Annotated in this window: 11 protein-coding genes; 4 read left to right on the top strand and 7 right to left on the bottom strand. The window is 45.6% G+C overall.

The window, feature by feature from the left end:
• Positions 1-7: 7 nt before the first annotated feature.
• The 6 genes from RH45_RS10165 to hrpA all read right to left on the bottom strand — a co-directional run bounded on the left by RH45_RS10165 (position 8) and on the right by hrpA (position 7,706).
• Complete coding sequence (locus RH45_RS10165) at positions 8-748, bottom strand: hypothetical protein (RefSeq protein WP_008076743.1); 741 nt, start codon at positions 746-748, stop codon at positions 8-10.
• A 202-nt stretch (positions 749-950) separates the two neighbouring features.
• Entirely contained in the window at positions 951-1,565 is a 615-nt protein-coding gene (locus tag RH45_RS10160; RefSeq protein ID WP_008076742.1) for a DsbA family protein, read from the bottom strand.
• A 45-nt stretch (positions 1,566-1,610) separates the two neighbouring features.
• Positions 1,611-2,390: a type 2 periplasmic-binding domain-containing protein gene (locus tag RH45_RS10155; protein ID WP_008076741.1), complete on the bottom strand. Its 780-nt coding sequence runs from the start codon at positions 2,388-2,390 to the stop codon at positions 1,611-1,613.
• A 158-nt stretch (positions 2,391-2,548) separates the two neighbouring features.
• Positions 2,549-3,064 carry a porin family protein gene (locus RH45_RS10150; protein ID WP_008076740.1) on the bottom strand — a complete coding sequence of 172 codons (516 nt, stop codon included), beginning with the start codon at positions 3,062-3,064 and terminating at the stop codon, positions 2,549-2,551.
• A 91-nt stretch (positions 3,065-3,155) separates the two neighbouring features.
• Positions 3,156-3,653, bottom strand: coding sequence for an outer membrane beta-barrel protein (locus tag RH45_RS10145; protein ID WP_008076739.1), 498 nt, complete (start codon positions 3,651-3,653; stop codon positions 3,156-3,158).
• A gap of 102 nt (positions 3,654-3,755) precedes the next feature.
• The gene (gene hrpA / locus RH45_RS10140; RefSeq protein WP_039958478.1) at positions 3,756-7,706 is read right to left on the bottom strand and encodes an ATP-dependent RNA helicase HrpA; all 3,951 of its coding nucleotides are present in this window, start codon (positions 7,704-7,706) and stop codon (positions 3,756-3,758) included.
• Positions 7,707-7,879: 173 nt separating this feature from the next.
• On the opposite strand from hrpA, the gene RH45_RS10135 reads away from it, so the two are divergent.
• Positions 7,880-8,464, top strand: coding sequence for an FMN-dependent NADH-azoreductase (locus tag RH45_RS10135; RefSeq protein WP_008076736.1), 585 nt, complete (start codon positions 7,880-7,882; stop codon positions 8,462-8,464).
• 54 nt (positions 8,465-8,518) lie between these two features.
• Here the strand turns inward: RH45_RS10135 and RH45_RS10130 are convergent, their stop codons facing one another.
• The gene (locus RH45_RS10130) at positions 8,519-9,847 is read right to left on the bottom strand and encodes a MipA/OmpV family protein (RefSeq protein WP_008076735.1); all 1,329 of its coding nucleotides are present in this window, start codon (positions 9,845-9,847) and stop codon (positions 8,519-8,521) included.
• Positions 9,848-9,956: 109 nt separating this feature from the next.
• On the opposite strand from RH45_RS10130, the gene RH45_RS10125 reads away from it, so the two are divergent.
• The 3 genes from RH45_RS10125 to RH45_RS10115 all read left to right on the top strand — a co-directional run bounded on the left by RH45_RS10125 (position 9,957) and on the right by RH45_RS10115 (position 12,760).
• On the top strand, positions 9,957-10,325 hold the full coding sequence (locus RH45_RS10125) for a VC1380 family protein (protein ID WP_008076734.1): 369 nt from the start codon (positions 9,957-9,959) through the stop codon (positions 10,323-10,325).
• Positions 10,326-12,230 (top strand): alkaline phosphatase D family protein, encoded by a 1,905-nt coding sequence (locus RH45_RS10120; RefSeq protein WP_008076733.1) that lies wholly within the window; start codon positions 10,326-10,328, stop codon positions 12,228-12,230.
• A gap of 77 nt (positions 12,231-12,307) precedes the next feature.
• Entirely contained in the window at positions 12,308-12,760 is a 453-nt protein-coding gene (locus tag RH45_RS10115; protein WP_008076732.1) for a tellurite resistance TerB family protein, read from the top strand.
• The last annotated feature ends 51 nt before the right edge of the window (positions 12,761-12,811 follow it).

Raw genomic sequence — 12,811 nt, 5'->3', positions numbered from 1 at the left:
ATAAGTGTTATGTATCAAATACGTTTTCTTGCAAACAGGATGTCACTTTTCTCCCTTTAAATCCTGTCGTGTCAATTTTTCCGCCATCATCTTTATACTCTATTTCGTTGAGCAAACCGCTGCCTTTAACAGTAAAATTCTCAATACCCATTCTGTGAAGATCTTCTGTGGAATAATACCAGCCATCCGTTTTCTGGAGAGTTTGGCAGTTATTTTCTAGCGTTTGACCATACGACGTGATTTCTTGGTCGACACCAACATAATTAAAAAACACCTTTTCTTTCATCCGCAATCGATTTAAATAGATCATAAACTCTTGTCTATCTTCCTTAGGCACACTTAAATCCCAAAGTTCATCGGATTGATTACTGCCTCCATGCCATCCAATCAAAGAATTAGTGTTAATCACGACGCTCTTTGCAGCCGACAAAACATAATTTGCACAAGAAGAGAAACACAACTCACTCACTTCTACATCTAAGTTGTGTTGTTTAATAAAATAACCAAACTCAATGCCCACCGCCATATTACCGCCACTACTGGTGATCTTAAGCTTTTTAACTGGTGTGTCGCTTTCATTTACAACCCGCATTGCCTCAAGCACAGCTTCACCCGTGATCATACCTTCATAAACTAAAGTATCCCCCACCACCAACACTTTATGCGCCGGAGGGAAAATAGTTTCTATGTTTTGGCAACCAAATAATGGGAAAAGCACTGCGATTGCATATATATATTTTGGCTTCATATTGGAGAATCCGAAACGTGACTGATATGTGGGATTAGTCACTATTTATAATACATATGAGGAGTGTGGTTATATTCCGTTTCGATACTGGCTCGAGTCATGTCAAATATATGGTTTCAACAAATTATGTTCTTTACACCACAATGATGCTTTTATTGCATAAAATAAGACGTTTTGTAAGCCACTCCTAAGAGTGGCTTTTTTAGTTTGTCAGCTGACGAACTTGTGCGATGGTGACTTGAGGGTTTTGATAATCAATTGGCAGTTCGATGATGCCTTTACCTGTGGTGAGAAATAGGGACGGGAAACTGTTACCACCAATGCTGCGAGCAAACTCCAGCTCTCTTTGAAATTCATGCTCGAGAGAGTCAGAGCGATAGTCTCGTTCAAATGCATCAATATCAAGCGATATCGACTCAGCGACTTCCAGTAAGATGTCATCGTCGCTTGGATTCTTGGCGTCTAAATAGTAAGCCTGTTGTATTCCCTCAATCATCTCGATCTCTTTACCCTGCTTACGTGCTGCCAATGCCGCGCGGCAAGAAGGATAAGTCGATCGTCTTGGTGTGTTCTCCAACCAAAAGTCATGATTGAACTCAGTCCCTAACAAAGCCTCAATTCGCGTCCAATAAGCGGCGATCTGTTGCTGCATTTCCGCTGACATAGCTTGATTGCTGTCTGGTGCTAACCCACCGACGACATATTGCACAGAAACCAACTTTTCAAGCTCAGTTTTGATTTGCTGCCAAACCGGTTTGTACCCCCAACACCATGAGCACATAGGATCATAGACATAATAGAGTGTGTGTTCCTTCACCCAATCTTCCTCGTTAATTTACTCGTATCTACCACTCTAGCAAATTTAGAAGTCATCAATCATCTGCTTTGGTGAAGTAAACGTTGGTGCGAATTTATGATTAAACTCCTCATACCAATACTGTTCTAGCAGCTTTTCTTCACGCATCTCTCTTAATACCTTGGCGAGATTAGTTGCCATTTCTTGATGGTCCTTGCTGAGGTACATATGCGCGGAAAATCGACTCACGTACCCCGCCGAACGCAATCCTTCCCCTTGCATTTTTTCCGAAGACAAATGCTCTAACGCGTTCATTTCACTGACAATAAACATATCGCTCCGATTGTAGAGCAAGCGTTTTATACCGAGTTCGACCGACTCGACCGGATACAATCGAGGAGGCTCACCCAATGTGTATAACAGGGCTTGGCTACCATAACTCCCTAGCTTGTAATCAATTCGATAGTCACTGCCGATGAGAGAATCTACGCCATCAACCAACAAACTGTCATTGAGGGTAAGAGCAATAAAACCAGATGACCAATGAGGTTCACTAACGCGCACAAGCTCCGGATGTCGATCTTGATAGTCGTAAACCCGTGAGAGTTCCCCGTCGACTCTTAGACTGGTTGATTTGGAAGTGCAGCGCTTCGAAGGACAGTGGCGCAAAGACATGGATTTGCCCAAACGTTCAAAGGCAACCCGGTATACCTTGGTTAAGTACCGTGTTTGTGGGCTGTTTAAGTCTTTTGATGTAGCAATGACAACGCGGTGTTCCAAATTATCACTGTATGCCCATGCAGCGGTAGTCATGGCACTGACGAGCAATAACAACACTAACCTCATACCTCTCCCCTATTCAGAAAGATAGCTTGATGCATTTTATAAGGTTAGTTGAATTCACCCGTTTTGAGAGCTTGTGTCATCAACAAAGCAAACGCACTTGTCAATGTGCAAAAACAAAAAGGCGACCAAATGGTCGCCTTTCTACTAGGAAACGTCTTTTATAGGAAGTGGAACGTCGCGTTCAGCGTGTAGCTGTCTACGCTCTCACCGTCACCATCCAGTTCAACACCAAATGATTGGTAGCTCGCACCAATCGTCAGACCTGGCAAGATATTGTACTCAGCACCCACACCGTACATTAGGCCAACACCAGAATCATCAGATAAAGAGCGTAGGCCGCCTGAATACTCAACGTTAAACGTATTAATGCCGCCTTTCGCGTAAATATGCAGTGGACCGAAATCGATGCTTGGCTTTGCCGCTGCATAGAAAGAAGAAAGATCAGCGCTTCCGTCTGTGTTACGAGCTTCTACGTCAATAGAGCCATGATTAAAGTAACCCGCTTCTAAACCAATGATAGGAAGAATACCAGTACCTACGTGAAAACCGTAAGCCGTTGAACTCTCACTCTGAAGGTTAGATTTACCACCTTGTACACCAGCGTATAACCAAGAATCAGCCGATGCCGATGCCGACACGCCTACAAGCATAAGAGCTAAAAGTGTTTTTTTCATTTTTCTTCCCCAAACACAAAACAAAAACCATAAAGGTAAATAAAAATACCCAGCAACACTGCCGGGTATTTAATAAGACATGACGCCTAAATTATAAGAAGTGGAACGTCGCGTTAAGCGAGAAGTTCGATACGTCGTCTTCTTTCATAGAAAACACACTGTAGCTTGCACCCAGTGAAATTGGCCCCGCCATAAAATACTCAGCGCCAATGCCATACATCATATCGATTTCATCTTCTTTGAAGTCAGCGCTGCTATCTTCAATCTTGTAAGAATGCAGACCCGCCTTCGCGTAAACATGTAACGGACCAAAATCGATGCTCGGTTTTGCTGCAAAGTACAAGGCCGAACCTTCTAGGTCCAAGTCTTTGCCGTCATAACGTGCACCAGAAAACTCACCAAACGTTTGGTAACCCGCTTCAAGGCCGATAAATGGCAAAATCCCAGTGCCCACGTGTACATTGTACGAAGAAGCCGTTTCACCGCCAAGATCCGCTTGACCGACACTTGCACTACCGTAAATCCAAGAGTCCGCAGAAGCTGTTGCTGAAGCGCCAATCAGAGCCAGCGCAAGTAGTGTCTTTTTCATAGTTAACCTTCTTGTTTAGTCCGTTAGTAGAGCGCCTCGCGGCAAAGCTCTGCCAAATCCGTCAAAAAACTCTCTCGTTAAATTAGCATGCAATTTATATACCTAACAAGCATCAATTGCGTTTTTAACTCGCTTATCAGAAACAGGATATGGCGTACCCAGTTGCTGAGCAAAGAAGCTGACTCGTAGCTCCTCGATCATCCAACGTACTTCCTTGACGTTTTCCGGTACGGCCACTCCCTTCGGAATTTTGTTGAGCAGCTCTTTATAGTCGTTAGTCACCGATTCAATCTTTAGCATTTGCAGGCGGTCTTTATTCGGGTCAATCGGTAACTTCTCCATTCGACGCTCAATGGCCTTCATATAACGTAAGATATCCGGTAGGCGCTTCCAACCACATTCGGTCGCAAACCCTTTGAAGATCAAGCTTTCAATTTGTGCTTTGATGTCAGACAAAGCAAAAGCCATGGTGAAGTCAATTTTACCTTTGAGCTTCTTGTTGATGTTGAACGCCGTAGTCAAAATCGTTTCGACCTGCTTGGCGATATCGACAACCGTATCTCCAAGTTCAGCGCGAACGTGCTCTTTGAGCTTATCAAACTCTTCGGCCTGCCAAACAAGACCACCCTGCTCTTCAATAAGCTTATCAACACCACAAGCGATACAATCATCAATCAAGTCGAGTACTTTTCCATAGGGGTTAAAGTACAAGCCTAGTTTGGATTTGTTGGGTAAATTTGAGTGCAGATATTTAATTGGCGAAGGCACATTGAGTAACACCAGACGTCGCTGGCCTGCCTGCATCGCACTGATCTGCTCTTGCTCTGTTTCAAACAGTTTGATCTCAACGCTGTCTTTGCCATCCACAATCGCCGGGAATGCTTTCACATCGTAGCCACCACGCTTTTGTTGATACACCTTCGGCAACTCACCAAAGCTCCACGTATGAAGGCCCTGTTGCTCAATGTCATCGTCAGCCACTTTAGACAGGGTTTCTTGTACCTTATCTTTCAAGCTCTCTTTAAGCTCATGCAGATCACGGTGCTCTTTGAGCTTACGATTGCGATGATCGACCGCTCTGAATGTTACCTTCAAGTGATCCGATACTTGGTCGAGGTTCCATTCTTCGCGCAATACTTCTACGCCCGTCATACGGCGCAACTCTTTCTCAAGCGCATCAAGCAGTGGTGCTTCCATCGGTGTCACTCGTGCCAAAAACGCGTCAGCATAGTTTGGCGCTGGGACAAAGTTTTTACGTACCGTTTTTGGCAGCGACTTAATCAAACTCACGATTAACTCGTGACGTAGGCCTGGGATCTGCCAATCAAATCCTGCTGGCTCCACCTGATTTAGGATCGGTAGCGGTAGGTGGACCGTTACACCATCATTGTCTTCACCTGGTTCAAATTGGTAACTAAGCTTGAACTTGAGCCCATTCTGATGCCAAAAGTTTGGGTAATCCAAGTCAGTAACATGGCTTGCGTCGCCCTTAAATAGCATCTCTTTTTCGAAGTTAAGCAGCTCTTTGTTTTCTTTTGATGCTTTTTTCCACCAAGTATCAAAGTGCTTACCAGACACCACTTCGGTACCAACGCGTTGGTCATAGAAATCAAACAGCTCATCGTCATCTACTAAGATGTCTCGACGACGTGATTTGTGCTCTAACTCTTCAACTTCTTGCAGTAATTTGCGGTTTTGCTTAAAGAAGGCATGCTTGGTTTCCCAATCACCTTCGACAAGAGCGCTGCGAACAAAAATTTCGCGACTGACTACAGAATCGATGCTGCCATAATTGACTAGGCGCTTAGGTACGATAGGTACCCCGTAAAGCATCACTTTTTCATGCGCCATCACTGCCGCACGCTTTTTAGACCAGTGCGGCTCACTGTAACTGCGCTTGATAAGATGCTTAGCCAGCGGTTCGATCCATTCTGGCTGAATCTTGGCAATGATTCGGCCCCATAGCTTGGACGTTTCCACCAGCTCCGCAGACATAATCCACTTAGGCTGCTTTTTGAATAAACCCGAGGCAGGGAAGATATGAAAACGAGCATTACGTGCCCCTTGGTATTCATTCTTCTCCTGATCTTTCATACCGATATGCGAAAGCAAACCGACTAAGATCGCGCTATGGACCCCTTGATAAGATGCAGGCTCATCATTGAGCTTAAAGTCCATTTCACGCATCGACTGATGCACTTGGAAATACACATCTTGCCATTCACGAACGCGTAAGTAGTTTAAGTAGTCTTGCTTACATTGCTTGCGGAATTGGTTGCCCGACAGTTTCTTTTGTTGCTGCTGGATGTAATCCCAGAGATTAACAAACGTCAGGAAGTCCGACTCTTCATGGAAGAAGCGGCGATGTTTATCATCAGAAGATTGCTGCTTGTCTGAAGGACGCTCGCGCGGATCTTGAATCGACAACGCAGCGGCAATCACCATTACCTCTTTTAAAGCGCCATATTTAGGTGACTCAAGCACCATACGAGCCAAACGTGGATCGATGGGTAAACGAGCCAATTGACGCCCGACTGAGGTAAGACGTTTTTTCGGATCTTTCGCATTGGGGTTAATGGCACCGAGCTCTTCAAGCAAACGCACACCATCTTGGACATTACGTTTGTCTGGCGCTTCAACAAATGGGAAGGCTTCAATGTCACCCAACCCTAATGCTGTCATCTGCAAGATAACCGAAGCTAAGTTGGTTCGTAGGATTTCTGGATCGGTGAACTCTGGACGTGATTCAAAGTCGTCTTCAGAGTACAAGCGAATACAGATACCCTCTTCAACACGACCACAACGACCTTTACGCTGATTAGCGCTCGCCTGAGAGACAGGCTCGATAGGTAGACGCTGAACCTTAGTACGGTAACTGTATCGGCTGATACGAGCGGTACCTGGATCAATGACATACTTGATGCCCGGTACCGTTAACGATGTTTCCGCCACGTTGGTTGCCAATACGATTCGACGACCAGCATGAGGTTGGAAAATCTTATTCTGCTCACCCGCCGATAAACGTGCATACAGGGGCACAATTTCTGTGCTCTTCAAATTACGTTTCGAGAGTGCATCAGCGGTATCGCGAATTTCTCGCTCACCGTTCATAAAGATCAGGATATCACCCAGACCCTCATCACACAGCTCGTCCACCGCTTCGAAAATGCCTTCGAGCTGGTCACGATCGCCATCGTCTTCACCACGTAGAGGGCGATAGCGAGTTTCCACAGGGTAAGTACGCCCTGAGACTTCAATGATTGGGGCATCACTAAAGTGTTTAGAGAAACGCTCTGGGTCAATGGTTGCCGAAGTAATAATGACTTTTAAGTCAGGACGACGCGGCAGCAACTCCTTGAGGTAACCTAAAATGAAGTCGATGTTTAAACTGCGCTCGTGCGCTTCATCGATAATGATGGTGTCATACTGGTTAAGGTAGCGATCATGCTGAATCTCGGCCAGCAAGATACCGTCAGTCATCAACTTGATCTGAGTATTGTCGGAAATTTGGTCGTTAAATCGAACCTTATAACCAACAAATTCGCCCAGTTTGGTTTCCATTTCTTCAGCGATACGATTCGCCACCGAACGTGCAGCCAGGCGACGCGGCTGAGTATGGCCAATCAAGCCATACTTACCCCGACCCAGCTCGGCACAAATTTTTGGCAACTGAGTGGTTTTACCTGAGCCCGTCTCACCTGCGATGATAACCACTTGGTTATTTTCAATCGCCTCTGCGATATCATCTTTTTTCTGGCTGACCGGTAAAATCTCGGGATAGTCGATCTTTGGTTGAAAGCTGCTGCGCTGCTCGGCTGCCATCATCGACTTAGCAATATCCAGAGCGATCTCATCAAAGACAGCATTACGCGAAGCATCTTTCTTGATTTTACTGGCTCCAGCAATGCGCTTACTTAGACGAAATCGATCGCGCAACATGCACTGATTCAGTGCCTTGCGAAGTGACGCTGCATTATTGGCTTGAGCTTTTTGCTCTTGGGCAACGTTTTGTTTTGGCTGTGACGAAGTCAAAGCGTTTCCTATTCTTTTCATTACATAAAACTGGCCGGATTGTAACACAGCGCGCCAAAAACGGGATAACGGAAAGCGGCACTTAGTGTCATTCAAATTTTTCGAACAAGACCAGCAATTATCACCGATTCCACCATGAAAATTGCTACTTATAATGGCCCCATAGTCGAAAGCACTTATTTAAGGAATCCATTATGTCTCGTGTTCTAGCTCTAAAATCAAGCATCCTAGGTGATTACTCACAATCCAATAAACTGGTTGAAGACTTCATCAAAAACGTCGACCAAGAAAACCTTACGGTTCGCGATTTAGCCGCACAACCACTGCCTGTTTTGGATTTTGCGGTTGCGACTGCCCTTCGCGCGACGGAAGATCTTTCACAAGAGCAACAAGAGGTGGTTAACCTATCAAACACTTTGATTGAAGAGATCAAGGCTGCCGACACTTTGGTGATTGCCGCTCCTATGTACAATTTCACCATTCCAACTCAGCTTAAAAACTGGATTGATTTGATTGCACGCGCTGGTGTGACATTCCAATACACAGAAAGTGGGGTTCAAGGTCTGATTGAAGGCAAGAAGGCAATCGTCGTGACAACTCGTGGTGGTATCCACAAAGACTCGCCAACCGACAACATTACCCCTTACTTGCGCACAGTACTGGGCTTTGTTGGTATTACTGACGTGGAGTTCGTTTACGCAGAAGCGCTAAACATGGGAGAGGATGCGGCAGAAAAAGGCATGTCAAAAGCACAAGATCAGCTTGCGACATTGGCATAATCGGTATTGATCGCTCGCCTCAATATAGCTTGAGGCGAGCAAGAAAGCTGGCCGCTAAAAATCGAACTGCAGATACACTGTGTTGTAGTTACTGCCACCTTTAATCCGGCCAAATTGAGAGGCTTTCTCAAAGATAGCGCTGCGGTGATGCAGCGAGTAACCAAACCACATATTGTTCAGCTCTGGGGCATTAAACAAATCACCAACGTTCACATCGAACGAGAAGTCTAAATAGTTCAATAAGTGGCTCGCGGTGTAGCCTTTTCTGTCCATCTCATCTTGTTCGATATACGTGATGTTATCGATGTAAGACAAGCCTTCCGCCACACCGAAGCGCCACTTCGTAGGCCAATCTAATGTGTAATACGCTTTAATCGCCGCCACATACTCTGTACTGGCTCCCTGAACTTCAGATGACCAATGATGGACAATACCCGGTGTCAGATAGATATCCAGTGGAATACCAAACAACTCATCAGTCAGTGGATGGCCGTAAAACATCGAGGTTAACTGGTTGTTGTATTTGTCTTTTTCGCTCTCAAAGCCAAATATTTCGCCTATATTCGACGGGGTTGCCCAGCCGTGTGCAACGCGCCAATAACGCTTATTGGTCAACTCTGATTTTGGTGCTTTGGTTTTGTCATTAAAGAAACCGAAACCAACAAAAAACTCGCCTTGGAAACGGTCTTCAACCAAAGGCGCGTGGTAGGCGTTGTCATCAAGACGAGTAACACTACTTGAGCCAAGCAAATAGAGGTTGGAGATAACGTGGTAACGCACATCCACACCTAAGTTAACGTCGACACCAGCACCTATACGGTCATCGGTGTACTCTGAAAAACCGTAATAAACACTATTAAATTCGGCTTCTTTATAGCGAAGAGTGAATCGCGGTTTTACTTCCCAATCACCCGATTCAAATTCAGCGGAAGCACGCAAGTTACCATGTAGCCGATACTCATCATCGGTCATGATTTCTGCGTCAAAGTGCCACTGTTCATCGAGCTGGTAACGAAGTTGGAAACCAAAGTCTGCCGAGTCCCCTTCATTCACATTTTGCTCATAAGCTGGAATATCGACAAATCTCAGTCGCGTTAAACCATTTAGCTGCCACTTTTCGTCTTCGGAGTCGTACAGGTGGCCCCCCCCTTCTGTACCATCAATGAACACGTATTCATTATTGAAAAACATCATAGGCACGAAAGTCGCAACGGTTTGGTCACCATCACCGGTATCAAATGGGATAGAAGCAACTCGATACATAGCTGCTATCCCCCACTCTTGTTCGCTCATCGCAGAAGAGTCAGAGGCAAAGGAAAAGCTTGAAAGACATGCTGCGCCAATACCCACTGCCGCGCGGCAAATTTTCCACTGATTTGTCATTTTTTGGTCCTAAAGACTCAATAATTGACCTATTGAGTCACATAATGCTTATGATAATTAGCAATTGGTCGTTAAAATAAGAACATATGTTCTCTTATATCGAATCATTGTGAAAGCATCAAAGTTAAAGAATTTACTAGAATCTCTTCCAAAAGACATCGACCCAGACATTGTCTGCGGTGAAGAATGGCTACCTGAGCAACTCATCAACACTCATTTGGATGGAGAGTTACTGTTCTTAGAGTTTGATAGCGCGCCAGAAGAGACTCAAGGAGATCAAGAAGGTCGCGGCTTCGTAGAACATGAAATAGAGATGATTCGTTACCGCTTTGAACAAATCTTGCAAGAGAGCTCAGATACCAAAACCAAAGCGGATGCTATGCTTGCACTTTTTTTAATGGGGCATGAGCTTTCAAGCTCAGATGTCATCGAAATACTTGAAGATCCAGAAGTACCAGAAGATCCTAACGACCAATAGATGAATTCGAACTCAGTACCTTTCCTCATTGCAGGCCCTATTCTGCGTAAAGCCACCCATCAACAATTGGTGTTTTGGCTCGTCACTCGCGAGCCACTCAAAGGCTCATTCGTACTTCACCACAGCGTAGATGATCGGCCAATTTATCAGTCCCCACTCGATGATCATGCATCGATACAAGTTGGACAGCACGCTTACGTCACTCTCGTCGATCTCAGAGCCAATTTTCCGCTCAACATCGCTCTGAGTTACGAGTTTGCCACCCAACACGGTGGCTTATCCGAATTGGCTCCGCATCTTTGCTATCACGATGAAACTCGACCAACCATTGTGATTTCAGACAAAGCCGATTACGTGTTACACGGCTCATGCCGTAACCCACATCACCCAAGTAAAGACGCCTTAGTTGCAGCCGACAACAAAATCGCCAAATTGGCGGTTGAAAACAGGCCCGATATGCTGATGATGAGCGGTGACCAAATCTATGCTGACCATGTTGCCGGGCCGACGTTAGATGCGATTGACCAGGTCATTGATCTACTCGGCCTACCCAAAGAGACCTTTGAGCAAAGCCCGTTCGAAAACTGTACTCAGCTACGCCAACACAGCGATTTCTTTTATGGTCGCGATAAGATATTGCCGCATTATGTTGATGATGGGCACTGGCTTTCGCGACTGTTTCCTAAGCGCCGCGCGCCAATTTTCAGCTCTAGAGAGTGTGAGAATCACCTGATCACTTTCTCCGAGTTTTTTGCCATGTATCTACTGGTGTGGTCACCGACGCTCTGGTCACACGTCAACATATCTCGCTTGTTAGACAAGCAATTTATTCATGGTGGTAAAGAGATATCGCCGACTTGGCAGCAGCATTGGCGCGAAGAAAAAGCCATCATTGATGACTTTGTGCGCGGATTGCCTCAAGTTCAGCGCTTATTTGCCCACATACCAACCTACATGATCTTTGATGACCATGATGTCACCGATGACTGGAACTTAACCATTGGTTGGGAGAAAGCCGCCTATGAGAACCCGTTCGCCAAACGCATTATCGGCAATGGCTTATTGAGCTACTGGTTGTGCCAAGGTTGGGGAAATGAACCCGACAACTTCAATCAAGAGTTTCTCGATCTCGCGTTGCACTACTTCGACGCCCCAACTGCGAAGAATCAAGATCGTTTCATCCGTTATTTGTATAGCTTCGAAAAGTGGCATTACACCATCCACACTTCACCCAAGGTGGTTGTCCTAGACACACGTACCCGACGCTGGCGCTCAGAATCACGCATGAACAAACCATCAGGCTTGATGGACTGGGAAGCGATGATCGAGTTTCAACAAGAACTGATGTATCAAGACAAGGTGATCATTGTTTCAGCCGCTCCGATGTTTGGTGTTAAGTTTATCGAAGCGCTGCAAAAAGGCATGACAACATTAGGTCAGCCGCTACTTATTGACGCAGAAAACTGGATGGCTCACCCCGGTAGCGCTAATACCTTGCTTAGTATCTTCACCCATACCAAGACCCCGACGAACTTCGTGATTTTATCGGGTGATGTCCACTACTCTTTCGCTTACGACATCAAGCTCAGATTTCGTCGAAATAGCCCTAACATTTATCAAATCACCTGCAGCGGATTCAAGAATCAATTCCCCGAACCCCTGTTAGCCATTTGTGACCATGCGGACAGATTGCTTTACTCGCCGCGCTCGCCGTTAAACTTTTTAACCAAGCGTAAAAGGCTCAAAGTGTACAAGCGTGATCCCAATACGCCAGGTGTCCGTCGACTAGTCAACACCAGCGCAATTGGTGAACTCCACCTAGATGATCATGGGAAGCCGAGCAAGATTGCGATATTGACTGGCAACGAGGCTGAAATTGAGTTCCCACCAATAAAAGAAAAGTAAGGTTTGTGTAAAGAGGCTTGTGATCGGCTTTGATTATCACTATCTATAACCTTATAGAAACAATTAAGGCGGTCGATATGTTGAATTCCATAACCAAACTATTTAAGCAACTACTCGAAGGGCAAGATTTAGGCAATCACAATGCCAGTGACCCTAATTTGGCTATCGCCTGTCTGCTGTGCGAAGTCGCAGGCGCTGATCACCAAATTGATGAACGTGAGCAAAACGCCAAGCTGCACCTTCTGACTAAATTGCTTGGTTTAGATGAATCAGGGGCAGCGGCTCTGCTGGCAAGAGCGCAGTCACGCAGCAAAGAGTCAGCATCACTGTATGACTTTACTTCCCAACTGCGCGAGCTAGACCAAGAGACTCGCTTTACACTAATCGAGGCGATGTGGGAAGTGGCCAATGCAGACGGCGAGATTGATCCTCTCGAGGACTCGGTGATCAGAAAAACTGCGGAATTGCTCTATGTCGATCACAGCGAGTTTATTCGCGCCAAACTCTCCGCAACGGAAAATAAATCCTAGTCTCTCTTGGCAAACACGACGTCCAATAAAAAAGGGAGCATTCGCTCCCTT

Source organism: Vibrio sinaloensis DSM 21326 (genome assembly GCF_000189275.1).
Classification (GTDB): Bacteria; Pseudomonadota; Gammaproteobacteria; order Enterobacterales; family Vibrionaceae; genus Vibrio; species Vibrio sinaloensis.
This window is presented reverse-complemented; position numbering and strand designations above follow the sequence as displayed.

Excerpts from the sequence above, each read along its gene's own strand:
- RH45_RS10165 (WP_008076743.1), bottom strand. The coding sequence starts at position 748 with ATGAAGCCAAAATATATATATGCAATCGCAGTGCTTTTCCCATTATTT.
- RH45_RS10155 (WP_008076741.1), bottom strand. The coding sequence starts at position 2,390 with ATGAGGTTAGTGTTGTTATTGCTCGTCAGTGCCATGACTACCGCTGCA.
- RH45_RS10150 (WP_008076740.1), bottom strand. The coding sequence starts at position 3,064 with ATGAAAAAAACACTTTTAGCTCTTATGCTTGTAGGCGTGTCGGCATCG.
- RH45_RS10145 (WP_008076739.1), bottom strand. The coding sequence starts at position 3,653 with ATGAAAAAGACACTACTTGCGCTGGCTCTGATTGGCGCTTCAGCAACA.
- hrpA (WP_039958478.1), bottom strand. The coding sequence starts at position 7,706 with ATGAAAAGAATAGGAAACGCTTTGACTTCGTCACAGCCAAAACAAAAC.
- RH45_RS10135 (WP_008076736.1), top strand. The coding sequence starts at position 7,880 with ATGTCTCGTGTTCTAGCTCTAAAATCAAGCATCCTAGGTGATTACTCA.
- RH45_RS10130 (WP_008076735.1), bottom strand. The coding sequence starts at position 9,847 with ATGACAAATCAGTGGAAAATTTGCCGCGCGGCAGTGGGTATTGGCGCA.
- RH45_RS10120 (WP_008076733.1), top strand. The coding sequence starts at position 10,326 with ATGAATTCGAACTCAGTACCTTTCCTCATTGCAGGCCCTATTCTGCGT.
- RH45_RS10115 (WP_008076732.1), top strand. The coding sequence starts at position 12,308 with ATGTTGAATTCCATAACCAAACTATTTAAGCAACTACTCGAAGGGCAA.